Origin of the sequence: Clostridium phoceensis (genome assembly GCF_001244495.1) — a bacterium.
GTDB classification, from domain to species: domain Bacteria; phylum Bacillota; class Clostridia; order Oscillospirales; family Oscillospiraceae; genus Lawsonibacter; species Lawsonibacter asaccharolyticus.
The window spans coordinates 789,834-813,069 of sequence record NZ_LN866274.1 but is presented as its reverse complement, the minus strand read 5'-3'; the positions used below and the strand labels follow the sequence as shown (position 1 = coordinate 813,069).

21 protein-coding genes are annotated in these 23,236 nt (G+C 63.7%); 7 read left to right on the top strand and 14 right to left on the bottom strand.

What is annotated here, in order from left to right:
- Positions 1-2: 2 nt before the first annotated feature.
- From BN1969_RS04745 to BN1969_RS04710, 8 genes are all read right to left on the bottom strand, one after another.
- Positions 3-911, bottom strand: a complete 909-nt coding sequence (locus tag BN1969_RS04745) for a PstS family phosphate ABC transporter substrate-binding protein (RefSeq protein ID WP_050623256.1) — start codon at positions 909-911, stop codon at positions 3-5.
- A gap of 147 nt (positions 912-1,058) precedes the next feature.
- Positions 1,059-1,631, bottom strand: a complete 573-nt coding sequence (locus BN1969_RS04740; protein WP_050623255.1) for a prolyl-tRNA synthetase associated domain-containing protein — start codon at positions 1,629-1,631, stop codon at positions 1,059-1,061.
- A gap of 206 nt (positions 1,632-1,837) precedes the next feature.
- Positions 1,838-3,139 (bottom strand): phosphopyruvate hydratase, encoded by a 1,302-nt coding sequence (gene eno / locus BN1969_RS04735; protein WP_050623254.1) that lies wholly within the window; start codon positions 3,137-3,139, stop codon positions 1,838-1,840.
- A 109-nt stretch (positions 3,140-3,248) separates the two neighbouring features.
- The gene (gene gpmI, locus BN1969_RS04730) at positions 3,249-4,763 is read right to left on the bottom strand and encodes a 2,3-bisphosphoglycerate-independent phosphoglycerate mutase (RefSeq protein ID WP_050623253.1); all 1,515 of its coding nucleotides are present in this window, start codon (positions 4,761-4,763) and stop codon (positions 3,249-3,251) included.
- 203 nt (positions 4,764-4,966) lie between these two features.
- A complete protein-coding gene (gene tpiA / locus BN1969_RS04725; RefSeq protein WP_050623252.1) occupies positions 4,967-5,740 on the bottom strand; it encodes a triose-phosphate isomerase in 774 nt (257 codons plus the stop codon).
- Positions 5,741-6,054: 314 nt separating this feature from the next.
- Positions 6,055-7,251, bottom strand: coding sequence for a phosphoglycerate kinase (locus tag BN1969_RS04720; RefSeq protein ID WP_050623251.1), 1,197 nt, complete (start codon positions 7,249-7,251; stop codon positions 6,055-6,057).
- Between the two features lie 54 nt (positions 7,252-7,305).
- Positions 7,306-7,794: a tRNA (cytidine(34)-2'-O)-methyltransferase gene (locus BN1969_RS04715; protein ID WP_050623250.1), complete on the bottom strand. Its 489-nt coding sequence runs from the start codon at positions 7,792-7,794 to the stop codon at positions 7,306-7,308.
- Between the two features lie 85 nt (positions 7,795-7,879).
- Positions 7,880-8,062: a hypothetical protein gene (locus tag BN1969_RS04710; protein WP_050623249.1), complete on the bottom strand. Its 183-nt coding sequence runs from the start codon at positions 8,060-8,062 to the stop codon at positions 7,880-7,882.
- Positions 8,063-8,171: 109 nt separating this feature from the next.
- Here BN1969_RS04710 and BN1969_RS04705 point away from each other — a divergent pair, with 109 nt between their 5' ends.
- From BN1969_RS04705 to BN1969_RS04690, 4 genes are all read left to right on the top strand, one after another.
- Positions 8,172-8,783 (top strand): MBL fold metallo-hydrolase, encoded by a 612-nt coding sequence (locus tag BN1969_RS04705; protein WP_050623248.1) that lies wholly within the window; start codon positions 8,172-8,174, stop codon positions 8,781-8,783.
- Between the two features lie 173 nt (positions 8,784-8,956).
- Positions 8,957-10,012: an ABC transporter ATP-binding protein gene (locus BN1969_RS04700; RefSeq protein ID WP_077138694.1), complete on the top strand. Its 1,056-nt coding sequence runs from the start codon at positions 8,957-8,959 to the stop codon at positions 10,010-10,012.
- A complete protein-coding gene (locus BN1969_RS04695; RefSeq protein ID WP_077138693.1) occupies positions 10,009-12,045 on the top strand; it encodes a DUF7088 domain-containing protein in 2,037 nt (678 codons plus the stop codon). The genes BN1969_RS04700 and BN1969_RS04695 overlap by 4 nt, the downstream gene beginning before the upstream one ends.
- On the top strand, positions 12,045-13,100 hold the full coding sequence (locus BN1969_RS04690) for a DUF4340 domain-containing protein (protein ID WP_050623247.1): 1,056 nt from the start codon (positions 12,045-12,047) through the stop codon (positions 13,098-13,100). Before BN1969_RS04695 ends, BN1969_RS04690 begins: the two co-directional genes overlap by 1 nt.
- Positions 13,101-13,144: 44 nt before the next feature.
- Here BN1969_RS04690 and BN1969_RS04685 read toward each other — a convergent pair whose 3' ends face one another.
- The 6 genes from BN1969_RS04685 to BN1969_RS04660 all read right to left on the bottom strand — a co-directional run bounded on the left by BN1969_RS04685 (position 13,145) and on the right by BN1969_RS04660 (position 19,791).
- Positions 13,145-13,711, bottom strand: a complete 567-nt coding sequence (locus tag BN1969_RS04685) for a chromate transporter (protein ID WP_050623246.1) — start codon at positions 13,709-13,711, stop codon at positions 13,145-13,147.
- Complete coding sequence (locus BN1969_RS04680) at positions 13,708-14,316, bottom strand: chromate transporter (protein WP_050623245.1); 609 nt, start codon at positions 14,314-14,316, stop codon at positions 13,708-13,710. Before BN1969_RS04680 ends, BN1969_RS04685 begins: the two co-directional genes overlap by 4 nt.
- Positions 14,317-14,417: 101 nt before the next feature.
- On the bottom strand, positions 14,418-16,340 hold the full coding sequence (locus tag BN1969_RS04675; protein WP_050623244.1) for an NAD(+) synthase: 1,923 nt from the start codon (positions 16,338-16,340) through the stop codon (positions 14,418-14,420).
- Positions 16,341-16,448: 108 nt separating this feature from the next.
- On the bottom strand, positions 16,449-18,368 hold the full coding sequence (locus BN1969_RS04670; RefSeq protein WP_050623243.1) for a M56 family metallopeptidase: 1,920 nt from the start codon (positions 18,366-18,368) through the stop codon (positions 16,449-16,451).
- Between the two features lies 1 nt (position 18,369).
- On the bottom strand, positions 18,370-18,744 hold the full coding sequence (locus BN1969_RS04665) for a BlaI/MecI/CopY family transcriptional regulator (protein WP_050623242.1): 375 nt from the start codon (positions 18,742-18,744) through the stop codon (positions 18,370-18,372).
- Positions 18,745-18,867: 123 nt separating this feature from the next.
- Entirely contained in the window at positions 18,868-19,791 is a 924-nt protein-coding gene (locus BN1969_RS04660) for an SH3 domain-containing protein (protein ID WP_050623241.1), read from the bottom strand.
- A 253-nt stretch (positions 19,792-20,044) separates the two neighbouring features.
- On the opposite strand from BN1969_RS04660, the gene BN1969_RS04655 reads away from it, so the two are divergent.
- From BN1969_RS04655 to BN1969_RS04645, 3 genes are all read left to right on the top strand, one after another.
- Positions 20,045-21,448, top strand: coding sequence for an AAA family ATPase (locus tag BN1969_RS04655; RefSeq protein ID WP_050623240.1), 1,404 nt, complete (start codon positions 20,045-20,047; stop codon positions 21,446-21,448).
- Between the two features lie 45 nt (positions 21,449-21,493).
- Positions 21,494-22,786 carry a tRNA (N(6)-L-threonylcarbamoyladenosine(37)-C(2))-methylthiotransferase MtaB gene (mtaB, locus tag BN1969_RS04650; protein ID WP_050623239.1) on the top strand — a complete coding sequence of 431 codons (1,293 nt, stop codon included), beginning with the start codon at positions 21,494-21,496 and terminating at the stop codon, positions 22,784-22,786.
- The coding region (locus BN1969_RS04645) for an MBL fold metallo-hydrolase (RefSeq protein WP_050623238.1) at positions 22,783-23,236 on the top strand (454 nt) is incomplete at its 3' end. The genes mtaB and BN1969_RS04645, both read left to right, overlap by 4 nt.

Below are 23,236 nucleotides of genomic sequence, written 5' to 3'. Positions count from 1 at the left end.
ATTCACCCCTCCTGTTCCAGAATGGACACATAGCCCTCCTGGGCCACCAGGGACTGGCCCTCCTCTCCCAGCAGCCAGTCGTAGAGGATGCGGGCGGGGCTGTCCTCCGCCTCGTCCTTGTCCATGACAGCGTAGTAAGGATTGAGGAAAGGATATTCCCCGCTGCGGATGGTGTCCGGGCTGGGGGCAGTCCCGTCGATGGAGAGCAGCTTCAGTCCCTGGGCCATCTCCATATCGTGGGCATAGTAGTAGACGGTGTAGCCGATGGCGGCGGGGCTGTTGTCATACTGCCGCACCCCCTCCAGCAGAGAGGACATGGAGCCCGCCGTGTAGTCCACCGGAGGCTCCATCATCTCCAGGCCGTCCATCACCAGCTTCTTCATCAGGGCCTGGCTCCCTGCCTCCGGGTTGCGCTGGAAGGGGATGATGTCCCGGTCCTCGCCCCCCACCTGGCTCCAGTTGGTGATCTCCCCGGTATAGATCTTTTGGAGCTGCTCCGTGGTCAGGCCGTTCACCGGGTTGTCCGCGTTGACTACAAAGACCAGTGCGTCGGTGGCGAAGGGGGTCAGGAGCCACCGGTCCCCCGCCTCCAGCCGCTCCATCACCGCCTGCTCTGGCTCGCCGGCCAGCAGCAGGTCGGCCTCCCCCGCCATAAGTGCCTCATAGGAGGCGGTGGTGCGGGAGAACTGGACCAGATCGGCCACCTCTTCCCGGCTCTCTCCCAGCAGGACGGAGCACACCGCCTCCGCCAGGGGGACGGCGGAGGTGGACCCGTTGAGCCGGGGCATATTCTCCCGGGTAAAGACGAACTCCTCTGTCGGCGGATCGCTCTCCTCCGGCGGAGCGGCGGCGCATCCCGCCAGGATCACCAGGGCCGCCAGCAGGGCGGGCCATACGCGGGTCTTCTTCATCCTGATTCTCCTCTCTTCCAGCATGGCTCGGGGCAAAAGGAAAGCCCCTTTTTCCTTCTGCCTCCATCATACCAGAGCCAGGGGAAAAAGGGGTTGCGAAAGGTTTGCAAACCGGTGGCAAAGAGAGACAAAACGGCTACGATTTCGTTACAGACCTCCGCCCTGCTCCGACAGGCGCGGGTCCGGCAGGTCCAGATAGGTGGGGGTATGGCCGGTGGCCTCCACGAAGCGGATCATCTCCTCCCGCTCCAGGCACAGGGTGGAGGTGGAGATCCCCGGGTGTCCGCTGAGATACCGGTCCTTCAGCAGGTCCCGGTCGATGACCAGCCGTACCTGTGCCTGCGTATCGAACATCAGCTCCAGGGCGCTCACCGAGCCGGGGATGGTGCGCAGCAGGCGCTCCATATGCTCCGGGCCGGCAAAAGAGAGTCGGGAGCAGCCCAGCAGCGGGGAGAGGTCCTTGGTCTTGAAGGGCTTGTCCCCCGGCATCATCAGCAGGTAAAAGTCAGTTTGCTGCCGGTTGCACAGAAACAGGTTCTTGCAGATGCGGGCCCCCAGGGTCCGCTCGATGAGCAGGCAGTCCTCCATGGTGTCGGCATGGTCGTGATCCACCCGGGTGAAGGAGATGCCCAGCTCTTCCAGTTTGTCGTAGACAGCCAGCTCCTGGGGGATACGGTCATCGGAGGGGCGTCCCTGGTAGACGGTGGGGTCGATGTACATAGCGGTCCTTCCTTTTCTTCAATGGTCTTGCTGCATCATACCACAGCCGGAACAAAAAGTACAGTCCGGCGGCACAGAAGGGACTGGAAGGCCGTCGCCGCTTCCCAGTGCACGGCGCGCCCCATCTGCGATGGGGCCCCCAGGAGCTGGACGACAGGAAGAGCAAAGCCGCCCGATTGGGCGGCTTTGCAGCAAAATTTGAAAACTTACTTCAAGTTGAAGAACGCCTTCATGCCGGGGTACTCCGCGATGTCGCCCAGCTCCTCCTCGATGCGGAGCAGCTGGTTGTACTTGGCCACGCGGTCGGTGCGGCTGGGGGCCCCGGTCTTGATCTGGCCGGCGTTGGTAGCCACGGAGATGTCGGCGATGGTGGTATCCTCGGTCTCCCCGGAGCGGTGGGACACGATGGCGGTGTAGCCGGCCCGGTTTGCCATCTGGATGGCATCCAGGGTCTCGGTCAGGGTGCCGATCTGGTTGACCTTGATGAGGATGGAGTTGCCCACCTTCTTCTCGATGCCGGTGGCCAGGCGCTCCACGTTGGTGACGAACAGGTCGTCGCCCACCAGCTGGACCTTGTCGCCGATGGCACGGGTCAGCATAGCCCAGCCCTCCCAGTCGGTCTCGGCCATGCCGTCCTCCAGGGAGACGATGGGGTAGGTGTCGGCAAACTTCTTCCACATGTTCACCAGCTGCTGCTGGGTCAGCTTCTTGCCGGACTTGGGCTGGATATAGCACTTCTGCTCCTCGTCCCACCACTCGGAGGAGGCGGCGTCGATGGCGATCTTGAAGTCCTCACCGGGCTTGTAGCCGGCCTCCTCGATGGCCTTCACGATGACCTTCAGGGCATCCTCGTCCTTCTTCAGGTTGGGGGCGTAGCCGCCCTCGTCGCCCACGCCGGCGGCGGGGGTGCCGTTCTCCTTCAGGGTGTTCTTCAAAGTGTGGAACACCTCAGTGCACATGCGCAGAGCCTCATGGAAGCTGGGGGCCCCCACGGGCATGATCATGAATTCCTGGATCTCCACGTTGTTGGTGGCATGGGCACCGCCGTTTAGGATGTTCATCATGGGCACAGGCAGCATCTTAGCGTTGGTCCCGCCGATGTAGCTGTACAGGGAGACACCCAGGCTCTCTGCCGCGGCCTTGGCGCAGGCCAGGGAGGCGCCAAGGATGGCGTTGGCGCCCAGGCGGCTCTTGTTGGGAGTGCCATCCAGGTCGATGAGCATCTTGTCGATGGCCACCTGGTCCAGCACGTTGGTGCCGATGAGGGCCTCAGCGATCTCGGTATTCACGTTGTTCACCGCGGTCACCACGCCCTTGCCCTGGTAACGGCCCTTGTCGCCGTCCCGCAGCTCGCAGGCCTCATAGATGCCTGTGGAGGCGCCGGAAGGGACCGCAGCGCGGCCCACAGTGCCGTCCTCCAGGTAGACCTCCACCTCCACGGTGGGGTTGCCCCGGCTGTCCAGGATCTCGCGGCCCAAAACGTCTACGATCTCAATGATCTGCTTCATGATAATCAGTCTCCTTTTTTCTTTTATGGGCGGGTCCTCCCGCCCGGAGCGTATATGCCCTGTGCAGCAGCTCCGCACCGGTGCATCGGTCCAGCGGGGGCCCAGTCCGTCAGTTGACGATCAAAGTCTCCCCGTCCATCTCCTTGGGCTTTTCCAGGCCCATCAGGTCCAGCATGGTGGGGGCGATATCGGCCAGACGGCCGTCCCGCAGGCGGACGCTGGCCCCCACGATATAGAAGGGCACCAGGTTGGTGGTGTGGGCGGTGAAGGGCTCCCCATCCTCGTCCGCCATCCGCTCGGCATTGCCGTGGTCGGCGGTAATGAGAGAGACGCCGCCCATGCGGGAGGTGGCTTCCACCACCCGGCCCACGCACTCGTCCACGGCAGTCACCGCCCTGCAGGCAGCCTCATACACGCCGGTGTGGCCCACCATGTCGCAGTTGGCAAAGTTCAGGATGATGACATCATAGGCTCCGCTCTCGATGCGCTTGACCGCCTCCTCCGTCACCTGATAGGCGCTCATCTCCGGCTGGAGGTCGTAGGTAGCTACCTTGGGGGAAGCGATGAGCACCCGGTCCTCCCCGGGAAAGACCGTCTCAACGCCGCCGTTGAAGAAGAAGGTGACGTGGGCATACTTCTCCGTCTCAGCGATGCGCAGCTGGGTCAGCCCCAGCTTGCTGATATACTCGCCGAAGATGTTCTCCAGCTTCTGCCGGGGGTAGGCCACCGTCACATTGGGCATGGTAGCGTCGTACTCGGTGGTACAGACAAAATCCACCGGGACGAAGCCCTTTTTCCGCTCCACATCCTGAAAGTCCTCATCCACAAAGCAGCGGGTGATCTCCCGGGCCCGGTCGGGGCGGAAGTTGTAGAAGATGATGGAGTCGTTGTCCCGGATCTGAGCCCCTTTGGCGCAGACCACCGGCTCCATGAACTCGTCGGTGACGCCGGAGTCATAGGACTTCTGGACAGCGGCGGCGGGGTCCTCCTCAAAGATCCCCTCCCCCAGGGCGATGGCATCATAGGCCCGCTGCACCCGGTCCCACCGCTTGTCCCGGTCCATGGCGTAGTAGCGGCCCATGACGGTGGCGATCCTGCCGGTGCCCAGCTCATCCAGCTTGGCCTGGAGCTGCTCCACATAGCTCTTTCCAGAGCTGGGGGGCACGTCGCGGCCATCCAGGAAGCAGTGGACATACACCTTCTCCAGCCCCTGCTCCTTGGCCATCTTTACCAGGGCGAACAGGTGGGTGATGTGGCTATGGACGCCGCCGTCGGACAGCAGGCCCATCAGGTGCAGGGCGGTCCCCCATTCCCGGCAGTGCTCCATGGCCTCCAAATAGGCAGGGTTCTTGAAGAACTCCCCGCTGTCGATGTCCCGGCTGATGTGGGGCAGGTCCTGGAATACCACCCGGCCCGCGCCGATGTTGGTGTGGCCCACCTCGCTGTTGCCCATCTGCCCCTCAGGCAGGCCCACGTCCAGGCCGGAGGCAGACAGGCGGCACCCGGGACACTCCTTGAAGATATTCTCCAGATGGGGCTTCGGCGTATTTTCCACCGCATTGCCCGGATATTTGGGGCCCAGGCCAAAGCCGTCCATGATGATCAAAGTTGTTGGTGTTTTCATAGAAACCCTTTCTTGAGAGAATCCAGAGGGAAGGGGCATGAAGAGCGGGCTCCCGCTCCGCGTTCCGTGTCTTCCTCTCCGTGTGTTTCGATGGTGCGGGATGGGGAGAGGCAAAATGCCTGCCGCTCCCCCGCTCCGCCTCTCCCAACAAAACCCGCTGCGCTGGGCTTTCGTTGGGGACCCATCCGGCGTGGACGGCTCGCTTACTCCTGGTTTGCCGCGTTGATGATCTCCACGAAGTCCGCAGGCTTCAGGGAGGCTCCGCCAATCAGGCCGCCATCCACGTCGGGCTGGGCCAGCAGCTCGGCGGCGTTCTTGGCGTTCATGGAGCCGCCGTACTGGATGGTGACGGAGCGGGCCACATGGGCGCCGTACAGCTTGCGGATGACAGCACGGATAGCCTGGCACACCTCACCAGCCTGCTCGGCGGTGGCGGTCTTGCCGGTGCCGATGGCCCACAGAGGCTCATAGGCGATGACCACATGGCGCATCTTGTCGGCGGGCACGCCGGCCAAGGCAGCCTTCACCTGATAGGCGATCAGCTCCATGGTCACTCCCAGCTCCCGCTGCTCCAGGCTCTCGCCCACACAGACGATGGGGTTCAGCCCCACCTCCAGGGCGGCGTGGACCTTCTTATTGACGGTGAAGTCGGTCTCGTTGTAGTACTGGCGGCGCTCAGAGTGGCCAATGATAACATACTTGGCCCCCGCCTCCTTGATCATCTCCGCAGTGATCTCACCGGTATAGGCGCCGTGGTCCTCATAGTGGCAGGTCTCCGCGCCAATGGCGATGTGGCAGTCCTTGAACAGGCGGACGGCGGTGGTGATATTGACGGCCGGGACGCACAGGACCACGTTGCACCACTTTCCCCGGGGCATAATGGGCTTGATCTCCTCGGCGAACTGCTTGGTCTGGGAGAGGGTGTTGTTCATCTTCCAGTTTCCGGCAATAATGGTCTTGCGATATCTTCTGTTCATGGCGGTAAAGCCCCTTTCTATTTTTCCTTCTCTTCCTAGTTTGTTACACACTTGAGCCTAGTCTGCCCGGATCTTGGCTTCCCAGCTGTGATTTGTCCCGCACTACGCCGCAAAACTTAAAAGCATCACTACAAGAAGGCCCCCCAGAATGGTCAGAAGGATATTTCTCATTTTTTTGTTCATGCACGATCCCTCTTTCCTGTATCTCAGCGTCGTCAAAGCATGCGCCATATTTTTCACTTTCGCCTGCCGGTGAAAGCCCATCCCCATTTCGCTGGGCTCGCGCGGGTCCCCGGAGCTGCCCGGGCAGTTCTTTATTTATCCAGCAGGCAGGCTACGCCGGGCAGCTCTTTGCCCTCCATGAATTCCAGGCTGGCGCCGCCGCCGGTGCTGATGTGGGTCATCTTGTCGGCATAGCCCAGCTGCTGCACTGCGGCCGCGGAGTCGCCGCCGCCGATGATGGTGATGGCGTCCGTCTTTGACAGAGCCTCGGCCACCGCCTCAGTCCCCTTGGCAAAGGCGGGGAACTCGAACACACCCATAGGGCCGTTCCAGATCACTGTGCCCGCGCCGGCTACGGCGCCGCAGTACAGCTTCACGGTCTCGGGTCCGATGTCCAGGCCCTGCCAGCCGTCGGGAATCTCCCCGGCCTTGACCACCTGGCTGTTGGCGTCGGGTGCAAAGGCGTCGGCGCACACGGTGTCCACCGGCAGAAGCAGCTTCACGCCCTTAGCCGCCGCTTTCTGGACCATCTCATTGGCGTAGCTCTCCCAATCGGCCTCCAGCAGGGAGTCCCCCACCTTGCCGCCCTGGGCGGCGGAGAAGGTGTAGGCCATGCCGCCGCCGATGATGATGGTGTCGGCGATCTCCAGCAGGTTGTTGATGACCCCGATCTTGCTGGATACCTTGGAGCCGCCCAGGATGGCCACCAGGGGGCGCTTGGGATCGGCCAGGGCGCCGCCGATAACTTCCAGCTCCTTCTGGATGAGAAAGCCGGACACAGCGGGCAGGTAGTCGGCCACGCCGGCGGTGGAGGCATGGGCGCGGTGGACCGCGCCGAAGGCGTCGGACACGTACACGTCGGCCAGAGAGGCCATGGCCTTGGCCAGGGCGGGGTCGTTCTTGGTCTCGCCGGGCTCAAATCTGGTATTTTCCAGCAGCAGGATCTCGCCGGGCTTCAGGGCGGCGGCCTTGGCCAGGGCATCGGGGCCCACCACGTCCTCCGCCATGATGACCGGCTTGCCCAGCAGCTCGCTCAGGCGGGCGGCCACCGGCTTCAGAGACAGCTCGGGCTTGACCTCGCCCTTGGGCTTGCCCATGTGGGAGCAGGCGACCACCGCAGCGTTCTGCTCCAGCAGATACTGGATGGTGGGCAGGGCGGCACGGATGCGCTTGTCGTCGGTGATGACGCCGCTGCCGTCCTTGGCCATGGGCACGTTGAAGTCGCACCGCAGCAGCACCTTTTTGCCCGCCACATCGATGTCGCGCACTGTCTTCTTGTTGTAGTTCATTCTTCTATGAGCTCCTTTCTTTCTCGTCAGGCGTGGGAAAGGGAAATAAACAGGTCACAGCCCCTCCGCCATCTCGCCCTGCCCGGACAGCCCGGGAAAGCCCAGCTGGCGCAGGGCCTCGTAGGCCACCACTGCCACAGAGTTGGCCAAGTTCAGGCTGCGGGCGTCAGGGCGCATAGGGATGCGGATGCACCGCTCCCTGTACTCCTCCCGAAAGCCCAGGGGGAGGCCCGCAGTCTCCTTGCCAAAGAACAGGTAGCAGCCATCCCGGAACTGGGCCTGGTCATAGCTTCGGGGCGCCTTGGTGGTGGCCAGCCAGAGGTCGGGAGCGGGATGCTCGGTAAAAAACTGCTCCAGTCCGTCGTAGACCCGCAGGTCCACCATGGGCCAGTAATCCAGCCCGGCCCGGCGCACCGCCTTCTCACTGATGTCGAACCCCAGAGGGCGGATCAGGTGGAGGCGGCTGCGGGTGGCGGCGCAGGTCCGGGCAATGTTCCCGCAGTTCTGGGGGATCTCCGGCTCTACCAATACGATGTTCAGCAATGGGTCCACCTCGCGTTTCGGCTATCATTGTATTCCAATTCGCCCGGAAATTCAACTGTAATTTGGTCGAAAAAATGCAAAAAAATCAAAATTTCCCCCAAAATAGCTTCAAGTGCAATTTTGAAGTTCTTCTATGCGCATTTTCGTTCTCTTTTTCCCGATTCTCTGTTTTTTCCTCTCCTTGTTTTCTTTTCCTTCCCCTCAACCTGCCGCTTCCCCTGCCCATCCGCCCATCAGCAGCTGCCTTCCCGCCTTTTTCCGCCTTCAAAGAAGGGCCTCCTGGATTTTCTGTTTTCAAACGGAGAAAAGCGTGCTATAATTTTATTATTCCTCTCCATATTTTGCCCATCCAAACCCATATCAGGAGGTATTTTGAAATGAAATTGATCTGGAACGGCCACTCCTGCTTCACCCTGGCCACTGAGGCGGGCACCCTTGTCATCGACCCCTATGAGGACGGCTCCGTCCCCGGTCTGTCCCCCCTCCATCTGGAGGCTGACGCCGTCTATTGCAGCCACGAGCACCGGGACCACGGCAACCGGGCCGCGGTGGCCCTCAGCGGGAAGCCCTGTGCCGTGGAGGTGGAAGAGCTGGCCACCTGGCACGACGAGGTTCAGGGCGCCAAGCGGGGCCCGAACACCATGCGCATCTTTTCCGCCGAGGGGCTTCGGGTGGCCCATCTAGGAGACTTGGGCTGCGGCCTGACACCGGAGCAGGCAGAGGCCCTGTCCGGTCTGGACGCTCTGCTCATCCCGGTGGGCGGCTTCTACACCATCGATGCCGGCCAGGCCAAGGCGGTAGTGGACCAGCTCAAGCCCCGGGTGGTCGTTCCCATGCACTACCGCGGCAAGGACTTCGGCTACGAGGTCATCGGTCCGGTGGAGGATTTCCTCGCCCTTCAGAGCGGCGTGGTGCGCTATGAGGGCAACGTCCTGGAGCTGACCCAAGACACCCCCGCCCAGACGGCGGTGCTCACCTATCTGGGCTGAGCCTGCCTGGACAGCCCCTTCCCGCTCTCAGCGCGTCCTGGGACACTTTCGTTCCGGGACGCGCCCTTTTTGTTCCCAAAATGTTTACAAAATTTCGGCCAGCCTTTCAGGTTTCTTTCAGCTTTGGGTGTTATCCTGTTCCTGATCTTTGATTTGGAACGGGAGGTTAGACCGTGATCGAAGTAGAAAATCTGGTGAAGCGGTACGGCGGCCATCTGGCGGTGGACCACCTGAGCTTCACAGTGGAGAAGGGCTGCGTCTGCGGCTTCCTGGGCCCAAACGGCGCCGGGAAATCCACCACCATGAATATGATGACCGGCTATCTCGCCCCCACTGAAGGGGAGGTCCGGGTAGACGGCCACAGTGTGACTCAGGACCCGGCGGGGGCCAAGGCCTGCATCGGCTATCTGCCGGAGCAGCCGCCCCTCTATGTGGACATGACGGTGCGGGAGTATCTGGAGTTCGCCGCCGGGCTCAAGCGGATCCCCAGGGGGGAGCGGGCCGCTCAGCTGGACCGCATCCTGGAGATGACCCGGACCGCCGACGTGTCCGGCCGGCTGATCCGCAACCTGTCCAAGGGTTACCGCCAGCGGGTGGGGCTGGCCCAGGCGCTGATCGGCTTTCCACACATCCTGATCCTGGATGAGCCCACTGTAGGCCTGGACCCCAAGCAGATCCTGGAGATCCGCGCCCTGATCCGGGAGCTGGCCCAGGAGCACACTGTGATCCTCAGCTCCCACATCCTCTCCGAGGTCCAGGAGGTCTGCGACCACATCTTTATCATCCACCACGGCCGGCTGGTGGCCCAGGGCACTCCGGCCCAGCTGGAGCGGGAGCTGGCAGGCACCCCTGCCATCACCCTGCTGCTCAAGGCCGCCCCGGAGGAAGGCCGGGTCCTGCTCTCCGGCGTCCCCGGCGTAGCGGAGGTGGCGCCGCTGCCCTGCGGGGAGGCGGGCGCCGCCCTGCTGCGCCTGACTCCCGCGGAGGGGGCCGATCCCAGGGAGGCCGTCTTCCGCGCCTGTGCGGGGGCGGACCTGCCGATCCTGGAGATGAGGCGGGAGTCCCTGTCCCTGGAGCAGATCTTCCTGGAGCTGACCTCCGACGCCTCCGCCGCCGGACAGGCCGGCGGCCGCAGGCGCCCCTTCGGGCGCAGAGATTCGGCGGAGCCGGAGCCCGCTCCCGCTCCGGAGACAGCCATCACGGAACACGGAGAGGAGGCGGAGCCATGACTGCGGTCTACAAGCGGGAGCTGCGCTCCTATTTCACCTCCATGGTGGGGTATGTGTTCATCGCCATCCTCATCTTTTTTGTAGGCATCTACTTCATGGCCTACAACCTGTTCGGCGGCTACCCCTCCTTCGGCTATGTCCTGCTCAGCTGCACCATCATCTTCATGGTGGCCGTTCCCATCCTCACCATGCGCTCCATGGCGGAGGACCGGCGGGGCAAGACCGACCAGCTGCTGCTCACCTCCCCCGTCTCCCTCACCGGCATCGTCCTGGGCAAATATCTGGCCATGGTCACCGTGCTGCTGGTCCCCATCCTGCTGATCTGCTTCTGCCCGCTCATCATCGCCATGAACGGCTCCGCCACTCTGACGGCGGACTACGCCGCTATCCTGGCCTTCTTCTGCATGGGCTGCGTGTACATCGCCGTAGGCATGTTCGTCTCCGCCCTCACCGAGAGCCAGATCATCGCCGCCGTGGGCACCTTTGCCGCGCTGCTGGTCCTCTACCTGTGGACCGATCTGGTGTCCTTTCTCCCCGACTCCCTGGCCCAGCTCCTCTCCAGCTTCGACTTCCAGGGCGTGCTGGACAACTTCGCCTATTACAGCGTGTTCGATCTGGGGGGACTGCTGCTCTATCTGTCCATGGCGGCCGTCTTCGTCTTCCTCACCGTGCAGGTCCTCCAGCGCCGGAAGGGGATCACCTCCGCCGCTACCACTGCGGTGGTGCTGGCCATCGCCGTGGTGGTCAACCTGGTGGTGGGGCAGCTGCCCTCTGACCTGGTGGAGCGGGACATCTCGGACAACAGTCTCTACACCGTCAGCGACACTTCTGTGGACTACCTCTCCGCCCTGGAGCGGGACGTGGAGCTGGTCGTCCTGGCCAGCGAGGACACCACGGACCAGCGCATCACCAAATTTCTGCACAACTATGCCGCCCTGTCCGGCCATCTCTCCCTCTCCTTCGTGGACCCTGTGGAGCACCCCTCCGCCCTGACGGAGTATGAGGCAGACCAGAACACTGTCGTGGTCCGCTGTGCCGACACCGGCAGGCAGCGGGTGGTCCCCTTCTCCGACATTTTGGTGGCCGATCTCATGTCCTACTACACCTATGGCACCTATACCTATTCCGAGTTCGACGCCGAGGGGCAGCTCACTTCCGCGGTGGACTACGTCACCTCAGACAACAGCCACATCCTCTATCTCGCCGAAAACCACGGGGAGAGCGCCTTGGGCGGCTCGGTCACCGACGCCATCAGCAAGGCCAACCTGTCTACCTCCACCGTCAGCCTCCTGCTGGACAACGGGGTGCCTGACGACTGCTCCCTTCTGGTCTTCAACCAGCCCCAGACCGACCTGTCCGCCGACGAGGCCCAGATGGTCCGGGACTACCTGGAGGGGGGCGGCCAGGTGATGATCCTGCTGACCCGCACGGACCTGGCCAACTTCAATGCCATCCTCGCCGACTACGGCCTCGCCATGGCCCAGGGCTATATCGGGGACACCGCCCGGTACTATGCCCAATACGGCCGCTTCTACTTCAGCGCCACCCTGTCCGCCTCCAGCCCCATCACTGCTCAGTTCGGGGACGACGACCTGACTCTGATCTACGGCGCCCACGGCATGACCCAGTGCGATCCGGTCCGTGACACCATCACCGTGACCCCCTTCATGACCACCACGGAGAGCGGCTACTCCGACGCCGGCGGGCAGACCGGCACCTATATCCTGGGCGCCCAGGCGGAGGAGGAGACCGACGGCGGCACCGCCCGCCTCACCGTCTTCACCACCGAGAGCGTGGTGGACCAGAGCATCCTCACCTTCAACCCCAGCATGGTGAACCTGGACATCTTCCTCAACGCGGCCACCTCCGGCATGGAGGACATCTCCGCCATCTCCATCCCCGCCAAGAGCCTGGAGATCACCTATAACACCGTTCTCAACCCGGGCATGTGGAGCACCCTCTATCTGGCCGTCATCCCCCTGGGGGTCCTGATCGGCGGCCTGGCCTACTGGATCAAGCGGAGGAAACTGTGATGAACCGACAGACAAAACAGCTTTTGGCTCTCGCCGGTGTCCTCGCCGTCGGGCTGGGCGCCTACGCCGCCCTGCGGGTCTGGAACGCGGGGGAGGAGGAGCGGGAGGCCGCCCAGGCCGACTATGTGCTCCAGCTCAGCGATGTCACCGCCCTCTCCTTTGATTCCGGGGACGGCCCCCTCTCCTTCACCCTGGAGGAGACGGGCTGGACCTGGGACGGGGACAGCGAGTTCCCGGTGAACGGCACGGAGCTGGACGCCCTCCGAGAGGACCTGGCCGCCCTGAAGGCGGAGCGGATCATTCCGGAACCCGATGCACTGGCTGACTACGGCCTGGAGGAGCCCGCCTACACCCTCACCGCCCGCACTGATTCCGGGGAGTCCACCACCCTGCTTCTGGGCAGCCTGGACCCTGGGGGCAGCCACCGGTACGCCATGCTCGACGGGGGGACGGAGGTCTACACGGTGGACGGCTCCATCACCTCCTCCCTGGACAGCGAACTGCTGGACCTGATGGAGCTGCCCCAGCTGCCTGACCTGGACGAGAAGAACATCACCTCCGCCCAGCTGGAGCTGAGCGACGGCACTGTCCGCCAGCTGACTTCCGCTGTGGAGACCCGGGAGACGGAGGCGGAGACCGAAACCGGCGAGACCGACGAGAACGGGGAGCCCATCTATGAGACCACCACGGAGACGGAGGAGATCACCCTATGGTCGCTGGACGGGCAGCCGCTGCCCGAGGGGGCCGTCGGGCTGGAGGACTGGCTGTACGACCTGTCCACCCTATACCTGGACAGCTGCTCCGCTTTTAAGGCGGACCAGGAGGAGCTGTCCGCCTGCGGCATGGACGGCGCCTCCCTTCTCACCGTCTCCCTGACCTCCGGCGAGACCTTCACCCTGGCCATCGGCGGCCAGACCGAGGATGGCAGCTACGTCTACGCCGCCCTGGAGGCACCCGCCCCCGGCTGCGACCTCTTCCTCATCTCAGCCGATAAGGCCCGGACCCTGTCGGATCTGAACTATGAGTCCCTGTCCGCCGATGAAGAGGCGGAATAAGAAAGTGCCCTCTTCCCGCCATGGGAAGAGGACACTTTTTTCGTTTAGAGCTGAAGTAAAATGCCGGCTGCCGCTCCTGCCGCAATAAAGGCGATAGGGTGAAGTTTTTTCAGGGGCGTCCACTTCATTGCCGCGAACATCGCCAGCGTCAGCACCACCGCTGTCCACTGAATGGCCGGAAAGCTGTTCGGTGAGAGGGCGTCTGATGCCGTAAAAACTGAATACGCCACACTCAGGCCCGCTGCCGCGATCAGCGCAGTGGAGGCGGGACGCAGCCCGGCAAACACCGCCTCCACGCTCCGGTTGCTCCGAAACTTCTGCAAAAATCCCGCAATTATCAGGATCAGTATGGCCCCCGGCGTGATCACCCCCAGCGTTGCCACAAGCGCCCCGGGGACTCCAGCGGTCTGGTAGCCAACATAGGTGGCCATGTTCACCCCCAGCGGGCCCGGTGTGGACTCGGAAACCGCGATCATAGTAGTCAGATCCTGATTCGTGAACCAGCCGGTGGTCTCCCCCATATGCTGCAGAAAGGGAATCGTGGCCATACCCCCGCCCACAGAGAACAGACCAGTCTTAAAAAACTCATAAAAGAGGCGCAGCAGGATCATCTGTCCTCACCTCCTTGGGATGGGAGCTTCACCCGGCCCAGCAGCCAGCCTGTCGCTCCGGCTGCCACCACAAGGAATGCAGGATTGGAGAGGAGATCCAGCACCGCTCCCAGCGGGGTGGCCGGGTCCACAGCCAGCAGCCCGGACAGCTCTCCCAGCACCAGAACTCCCAAAAAGATGCATACTGCGGGTCTCCCCCTCAAATTTGTCTTTCCCAGCTTGAGCACGCTGACTGCAATCAGTGCCACCACTGCGGCATTGATGCCCGCCAGGGCGTGCTGAACCACCGGATAGGTCGCAAATTTTGTGAGGAATGCGGCTATGATGGTGATGACCACAAAGCTGGGAAACACCACTCCCAGGGCGGCGGCAATTCCTCCTGGGACCCCCCGCTGACGGTGGCCGATAAAAACCGATGTGTTGACGGCGATGATGCCCGGAGTGCACTGTCCGATGGCAAAGTAGTCAGTGACTTCCTCCTCTGTGACCCAGCCCTTTTTCTCCACCACCTCCCGCTGGAGGATGGGCAGCATGGCGTAGCCACCGCCGAAGGTACACACTCCCACCTTGGCAAAGGTCAGAAACAGGTCCAAATAAAGGTTCAACAGATCAACGTCCTCTCCATAAATTTTTCAGCAAAGTGCGGCCCGCCCGGCTCGGCCCCCGCGGTGCCCCGGCCGCGGCGGCCGGCGGATCGGGAGAGCTCTTACTCCAGGCCCTCCAATTCCTCCAGCCACAGCGCCGCCACCGCATCGCTGGGCATCCGCCAGTCGCCCCGGGGGGACAGGGTGACAGAGCCCACCTTGGGGCCGTCTGGCAGGCAGGAACGTTTAAACTGCTGAGTGAAGAACCGGCGGTAGAAGCTGTTCAGCCACTTCAGGATGGTGGCCCGGTCGTAGGTCCGGCCCAAGGCGTGCTCCGCCAGACGGAACACCTTTCTGGGAGGGAAACCCCAGCGGATGGCGTAGTACAGGAAGAAGTCGTGGAGCTCATAGGGGCCCACCAGGTCCTCCGTCTTTTGACTGATCTTCCCCTCGATGGCGGGCAGCAGCTCCGGGGAGACTGGGGTGTCCAGGATGTCGTCCAGTACGGCGGACAGGCGTGGGTCCTCGCTGCCCTTGTCGTCGGAGACGAAGGCCACCAGATGGCGCACCAGAGTCTTTGGGATGCCTGCGTTGACCCCATACATGGACATGTGATCCCCGTTGTAGGTGGCCCAGCCCAAGGCCAGCTCGGACAGGTCGCCGGTGCCGATGACCAGCCCGCCGTTCTGATTGGCGATGTCCATGAGCACCTGGGTCCGCTCCCGGGCCTGGCCGTTCTCGAAGGTCACCGAGTGGTCCTCCATGGACTGGCCGATGTCCTTGAAGTGGACCTTTACCGCGCTGCCGATGTCGATGCGCTTCAGGGTGGCCCCCAGGCGCTCGGCCAGCTCCACGGCGTTATCCCGGGTACGGTCGGTGGTTCCGAAGCAGGGCATGGTCACCGCGATGATATCGCTGGCCGGGCGGTCCAGCAGCTTCATAGCCACTGCGGTGATCAGAATGGCCAGGGTGGAGTCCAGCCCGCCGGACAGGCCCACCACCGCCGTCCTGGCCCCGGTATGCTCCAAACGCTTTTTCAGGCCCAGGGCCGCAATTTTCAAAATTTCATTGCACCGCTCCGCCCGGTCCTCCGCATCAGCGGGGACGAAGGGGGCGGGAGAGACCGCCCGGGTGAGCCGTGTCTCCTCCAGGGGCAGGGAGAAGGAGGCCCGCCAGAGATCCGCCTGTCTCTGGCCGTTGAAGGTGGTCATCCGGCGGCGTTCATAGGCCAGCCGGTCCACATCGATCTCGCTGATGGTGAGCCCCGTGGCAAAGCGCCGCTCCGCCAGCAGGGCACCGTTCTCGGCGATCATGTTGTGGCCGGTGAACACCAGGTCGGTGGTGGACTCTCCTTCCCCAGCATCGGCGTACACATATCCGCACACCAGGCGCCCTGACTGCCCCACCACCAGATTGCGGCGGTATCCAGACTTGCCCACCAGCTCGTTGGAGGCCGACAGGTTCAGGATCACCGTAGCCCCGCCCCGGGCCAGCCGGGCGGAGGGGGGCTCGGTGGCCCACAGGTCCTCACAGATCTCCACGCCCAGGACCAGGTTGGGCACTGTCTCACAGGCAAAGAGCCCCGCGGCGTCCATGTCCACGGTCTCCCCGCACAGGTCCACACTGGTCTCCACACCCGCTCCGGAGGCAAACCACCGCTGTTCATAAAACTCCCCGTAATTGGGCAGATAGGTCTTGGGCACCAGTCCCAGGATCTCGCCGCTCTGGATGACTGCGGCGCAGTTATACAGCTTGTTGTCCCATTTGCACCGCACCGGCAGGCCCAGCACGGTCACCATATCCAAGTTTCGAGTGGCCTCCAGGATGGTCTGAAGCCCCTCCTCCGCCCCACACAGCAGGGTGTCCTGCAAAAACAGGTCCCCACAGGTATAGCCGGTGAGGCACAGCTCCGGCAGGCAGAGGACCTTGACGCCCTGCTTGTCCGCCTCCCGCATCATGGTAAAGATCTGTTCCGCGTTATAGCGGCAGTCCGCCACCCGGATCTTCGGGGTGCCCGCTGCCACTTTGATAAATCCGTCCCGCATAAAAAACCCTCCTTTGTGGTCTTTGCATCAAGGGATATCATACCGTAATTTGGGGGCAAATACAAGGGGAGGGCCCCCGTCCAGGGCCCTCCCCTTAAAAATTTTGTGTTATTCCAGGGGGTAGAGCACCATCCCCCAGGGCGGTGCCGCTGTGAACGCCCGCAGGGAGGGGGAGAACTCCAGCACCGCCGTCAGCTCACCCAGGCTGTTCCCGTACAGGACCGGCGGGCCCTCCAGCGTCAGGGAGGCGGTCCACTCCAGCGCATCCCCCGTTTCGTTCATCCGGATCAGGCTGATCTGCCCCAGGGCTGGTCCCCCTTCCGGCTCCTGGTCAGACTCGGGGCACCACAGGGCTGCTTCCCCCGACTGACCGCCGGGGCCGGTGACCTGATAAATGAGATGATCTTCCCGCCGTTCCAGCCGCTCCGCCCGCACCTGGGAGAGCATCAGCTCCGGGTCCAGGATGATGGGGTACTCCTCCCCGGTAGACAGGTCGAATACCCGGCAGTTGTCCTCCCAGGCGCCGGTCCCGCCGCCGCCCCAGATGTACACCAGCTCCGGGACGCCGTCTCCCGTCAGGTCGGCCAGGGACAAAGAGGCACTCCCCTCTGCGCCGCCCTGGGCCAGCGGAAGGACTGGCATGTCGAAGCCAAAGCTCCGCCTCTGGAACAGGACCTCCGCAGGAAAGGGGTCCCCCTTCCCCGGGCTGAGTCCGACCAGCACCTCCACCCCCTGCTCCTGGTCGGCAAAGCGGTAGCGGACCTCTCCAGCCCACTCCCCCCGGGAAACAGGGAGGGAGCGTCCTCTTTCCCGGTTGTAGGACTCAAACCGCTCTTCCAAGGGCAGCATCTCCCCGGGTCCCGCGTCCGCTCCCGACAGTTCCAACGCGCCTCCGCTGCTCTCTGCCGCGGCGGGCGCACAGCTTACCAGTCCCCCGGCCAGGAAGATCAGGATGGAGGCAGAGGCCAGCAGCAGGCGTCCCCTCCTCTTTGGCGTGGTGTCCATGATGGCCCGAAACCGGAGAAAGATCCCTCCCCGGTCCCCGGTAAAGCCGGTAGTCAGACCGGTCCTCCCCCCTTTTCCGGCGGTCATCTGGTCCAGGATCGCCCGGCCGTAGGCCCGGCGGGCCTCCTGGTCCCGGCCCGCCAGCAGATCATCGTCACAGCACAGCTCCATGTCCCGCCGGGCCGTCCGGACCATGTTCCACACCAGTGGGTTAAACCAATGGATGCACCGGACACAGGTCAGCAGGAGCAGATAGCCTGTATCCCTCCGCTTCAGGTGGGTCAGCTCGTGGGCCAGGGCGGCCTCCCGTCCCCCCTCCTGCAGAGTCTCAGGCAGAAGGATCACCGGGTGGGCAAAACCCAGCAGCAGGGGGGAGCCTGCCTTGGGGCAGCGGTACAGGGACGCCTTTTTCCGGCAGCCCGTCTCCTGCCTGGCCCGCTCCAGCGCGGCCAGATCCTCCTCCCCCGCCGGGGTGCTCCACCGCAGCAGTCGCCGGCGGCCCAGTCCATAGCCCGCAGCCATCCACAGGAGAAAGAGGACGGCCACCCCCCGATATGCTCCATAGATCACCCCCGTCCAGTGGACGGTGTAAGAGGTCACCCCCTCCACAGTGACGGTGCGGAGGTAGTCGTTGTCCCGGATGCTCACCTCCCTGCCCTGCCGGTCTGTATAGTGGACGTGATGACTGTACCACATTGGTTCTCCGCCCACGTAGGTATTTGTCCCCCCTGCTCCGGCCTCCACGATCCGCTGGTTATCCAAATGATAGGCGTTGTACCGGTCATAGGCGCCATGAGCCACCATCTGGGGGACATCCAGCTGAATGGGAGCGGGAAAGAGGGCCCCCAATACGGGGCCGAGAATGGGATAGGCCATCAGGCTGACAGCCACCACGGCCCAGGCCCAATACCGCCAGTGCGGTGAGACCTTCCGCGTCAGCAGAGGGCCCAGGGTCAGCAGCACCAGGATGGCTGCCCCACCCCCCAGGCTGGCCGCCAGCAGGGCCGTCAGTTGCTCCAGCACCTCATTTTCCCCCTTTCTCCAGGATGCGTTCCAGCTCGGCGATGTCCTCCCGGCTCAGCTCCTTCTCTGGGTACAGGGCAGCCATCAGGCTGGACAGGGAACCGCCGTGGACCCGCTCCAGGAAGGATCGGCTCTCCGCAGCCAGATAGTCCGGCCGGTTCACCAGAGGGGTGTAGCCGTTGGACCGCCCCTCCTTCTCCCCCCGGACAAAGCCCCGCTCCTCCAGCCGGGACAGGAGCTTGAGCAGGGTGGGCGCTTTCCAGTCCCGGTCCAGCCGAGCCGCAAGATCGCTGGTGCGGGCCGGATACTCTGGGACGGCCCACAGGGCCTGCATCACCTCCAGCTCCGCGTCGGGCAGACGTGAGATCTGCTTCATGTCATCTCCCCCTTTATTAGACGTTTGTCTTTTTAGATTTTACAACTGTCTAATTATTTTGTCAAGCCGAAAACTGCAAAAATTCCGGGCCGTCCCCTGGGGGACGGCCCGGAACACAGCAGTTCAGGAGACCTTGATATAATCTTTGGACACATAGCCCTCTGTGGCTCTGCCGCCGCTTCCGATAAAGCTGATCCGGTACCAGCCGTTGCCCATGTCCTCCAGAATGGTAACGGTGTTTCCTTCCAGAATGGTGGCAATGGCCTCATTGCCGCTGCCCGGTCCGGAGCGGACGAACAGGCCGCTACCTGCGCCGGTCACTGTTCCGGTGGTGCCGGAGGAGGACGACCCGGCCCCGCCGCCGGCGCGGCAGAAGACGACACATTCCGCCGTCTTGTCCCCGGCGGTGGCGGTGATGGTCACCTTCACCTGGGAGGAGCCGGTGTTCACGTTGGACACCACGCCCTCCGGGCTGACGGTGGCCGCAGACTCGTCGCTGCTGCTCCAGGTGATCTCTGCGTCGGCGGGAACCACGGCGGCCTGGATGGTGGCGGACTCCCCGGCCTGAAGGGTGAAGTCGCTCTTATCCAGCGTCAGGGAGGTCACATCCACCGTCACCGGGGGCTCGGGCTCAGGCTGGGAGATGTCTCCCTGGGAGCCGCTGGGGGTGCTGGAGGCATCAGGACCGGTCTGGCTGGTGGAGGCGCCGGGGTCTGCCTGGCTCCCGCCGGGATCATCCTCTCCCTTGCTGAACAGGGGAGCCAGGGAGGTGAAGACAATATACATGGCCACGATGATGAGCACCAGGGAGCCCACCAGCGCCGCCACCTGAAGGGGGTTGGCCGGCCGGCCGCTCCGGCCTCCGCCGGCCACTCTGCGGCCACCCGCTGTTCTGGGGCGCCCGTTTTTGGCCGGCCGCTCGTCGCAGAACGGGCACCGCTTATATGTGACGGAGTAGTCCTCGCCACAGTTTTCACAGTGGATCACGTCGTTGCGCCGAATGGGCTTCGTCTTCTGCTGCTTGGGATCTTTGGGGCTGCTGGCCATGGCACGCACCTCCGCCTTAATCTTGGATCAGGATGGCCCGGCCTGCGGCCTGGCAGCCGGGTACTTGTCTCTATTTTAGCGTGAATTTACAGGTGCGTCAACGGAAAACCATGAAATAATTGTTTTTCTCCGTTTTTATGTCTACTTCTTTCTTCCCTCACCCTTGACCGCCGGGGCCCGGCCTCTTATAATGAAATCTGTCAGCCCGCTGGGGCCCCGGCCCCGCACCACTAACCCTGAAGAGGTGACCGCTATGAAAGGAACCATGTCCGCAGCTACCGTCCACAAGCAGTACAATGAGGTGGTCTCCGCATTCCGCAGGCTCATCGCGGACCCGGCCCTGCGTGCGCGGTTCGATGGGGAGGCGGACGGCTATTTCCGCCGCTGCGCCCTGGGGGTGTGGCAGGCGGACAACGCCAGCTCCATCACCCCCCGTCATGTGGAGTTCTACAACGCCATCTATACCAACGGCTCCTCCGCCCCCTCCGCCCTGTACTGGGAGGTGGCCACCGGGGTAGCCGGCTTTGACCAGTTCCAGCCCCCCGCCTTTTTTGACCGTCTCCGGGAGTATGACCGCCTCACCCACAGCCGTCTGTCCCGCACCTTCATTGACCAGCTGACACTGCTCCTGCTGCTCTTTGCTGCGGTGGATGACGTGGTCAGCGAGCCGGAGGCCGGCTTTGTCAATGCCTGCTCCGACCTCCTGCTGGCCCTGTGCGGAGGCCTGGAGGGAGACCGGCCCGCCCTGAAAGCAGACGAGTTCGTCACCCGGCCCCGGACCAGCGCTCCACCGGAAGAGGAGCCCGCCCCGGCGGAGGACAAGCCTCTCCCTCCCCCGGACCTGGACCAGGTGCTGGCCGAGCTGGACGCCCTGTGCGGCCTGGAGCGGGTGAAGAAGGATGTCAAGAGTCTCATCAACCTGGTGAAGGTGCAGAAGCTGCGCCAGGAGCAGGGCCTGCCCGTCTCGCCCATGTCTCTCCATCTGGTCTTTCTGGGCAACCCGGGCACCGGCAAGACCACCGTAGCCCGTCTGCTGGCCAGGATCTACCACGCCATCGGCATCCTCTCCAAGGGCCAGCTGGTGGAGGTGGACCGCTCCGGCCTGGTAGCCGGCTTCGTGGGCCAGACCGCCATCAAGACCCAGGAGGCCGTCCAGAAGGCTCTGGGGGGTGTGCTGTTCATCGACGAGGCCTACGCTCTGGTCAACCAGGAGAACGGCAACGACTTCGGCCGTGAGGCCATCGAGGTCCTGCTGAAAAACATGGAGGACCACCGGGATGACCTGATCGTCATTGCGGCGGGCTACTCCGGTCTGATGGAGAAGTTCATCCACTCCAACCCCGGCCTGGAGTCCCGCTTCAACAAATATTTTTATTTCGAGGATTACACCGGTCCCCAGCTCATGGAGATCTTTCAGTCCATGTGCCAAAAAAACGGGTATGTCCTCTCCCCGGAGGCCGCCCAATGGGCGGAGCAGGACTTTCTCTCCCTCTATGAAGGCCGGGACGAGAACTTCGGCAATGCCCGGGACGTACGCAACCTGTTCGAGAAGGCGGTGTCCCGCCAGTCCGACCGGGTGGCCCAGCTGGAGTCCCCCACCCGGGAGCAGCTGATGGAGCTGCGGGTGGAGGACCTGAACGAGACAGAGACGGCGTGATGGGCGCGGCCGCCCCGCTCCGCCGGAACATGAGGTGCCCTGACCATGAAGATCGCGTTTTATACCCTTGGATGCAAAGTGAATCAATATGAGACCCAGGCCCTGGAACAGGTGCTCACCGGCCGGGGCCACACCCTGGTCCCCTTCGACGGGGAGGCCGACGCCTATATTATCAATACCTGCACTGTCACCGCCGTCAGTGACAAGAAATCCCGGCAGATGATCCGCCGGGCCCGCAAGGCCGCCCCCGACGCTGTCATCGCTGTGTGCGGCTGCTATCCCCAGACCCACCCGGACGCCATGGACGGCCTGGGGGTGGATCTGGTGTCCGGCACCGGGGACCGGCTGGGCTTCGCCGGTCTGCTGGAGCGCACCTGGCAGGAGCGCCAGCCCGTCACCGCCCTGGACAACGCCTTCGACCGCCGCTCCTTTGAGATCCTGCCCGCCGGCGGCCTGGAGGGCCGCACTCGGGCCATGCTGAAGATCGAGGACGGCTGCGTCAACTTCTGCTCCTACTGCATCATCCCTTACGCCCGGGGGCGAGTGCGCTCCCTCTCCCCCCAGGACACCCGGCGGGAGCTGGAGCGGCTGCTGGAGGCGGGGTATCGGGAGATCGTCCTCACCGGCATTGAGATCTCCTCCTGGGGACAGGACCTGCCAGGGGAGCAGACCCTTATCGACCTGCTGGAAACCGTCTGCCGGGACCTGCCCGGAGAGGTCCGCATCCGCCTGGGCAGCCTGGAGCCCCGCACCATCACCCCTGACTTCTGCCGCCGGGCGGCCGCCCTGCCCAATCTGTGCCCCCACTTCCATCTGTCCATGCAGTCCGGCTGTGACGCCGTTCTGGCCCGGATGAATCGGAAATATGATTCCGCGCGGTATTATGAGAGCGTCCAATTGCTCCATGGATACTTTGACCGCCCCGCCATTACCACAGACCTGATCGTGGGCTTCCCCGGTGAGACGGAGGAGGAGTTCCAACAGACCCTGACATTCCTCCATAGGTGCGCCTTCGCCGCCATGCATATCTTTCCCTACTCCAAGCGCCCCGACACTCCGGCGGCCAAAATGCCCGGCCAGGTCCTCAACGCCGTGAAGGAAGAGCGGGCCCGCCGGGCCGCTGAGACAGCCGCAGAGATGGAGCACACCTATCTGTCCCAGTGGGTGGGGCAGACCGTTCCGGTGCTTTTCGAGGAGGAGCAGGGCGGTCTCTGGCGGGGCCATACCGCCCACTACTGCGCTGTGGCCGCTCCCAGTCCCCGGGATCTTCACAACTGCCTGGTACAGGTACAGCTGGAGGGGCTGGAGGGGAACACCCTCAAGGGGGTGGTCCTGTGAGGGGCATCCGCCGCATCCCCTGCGGCAATGTGAACTGCTATCTGGTGCAGGGGGAGGAGGGCGCCGTCCTGGTGGACACCGGCTACACCGGCTACGTGGAGCGCCTGCTGGATACCTGCTTGGGGGCCGGGGTGCGGCTGATCGTGCTGACCCACGGCCACTTGGACCACATTCAGAACACCGCCCTGCTCATGGAGCGGCTGGGCGTTCCCGCCGCCCTCCATCCGGCGGATCTGGGCCTGCTCACCGATCAGCAATCTCAGCCCCTGTCCGCCCAGGGACCGGCGGGCCGGCTCCTGCTGTCTCTCTCCCGTCACAGCTTCCAGACCCAGGCGTTCCTCCCTTTTACACCCACAGTGGAGCTGCGGGAAGGGGACAGCCTGGCCCCCTGGGGTGTGGACGCCCGGGTTCTGGAGCTGCCCGGCCATACGGCGGGCTCCATCGGCTTGG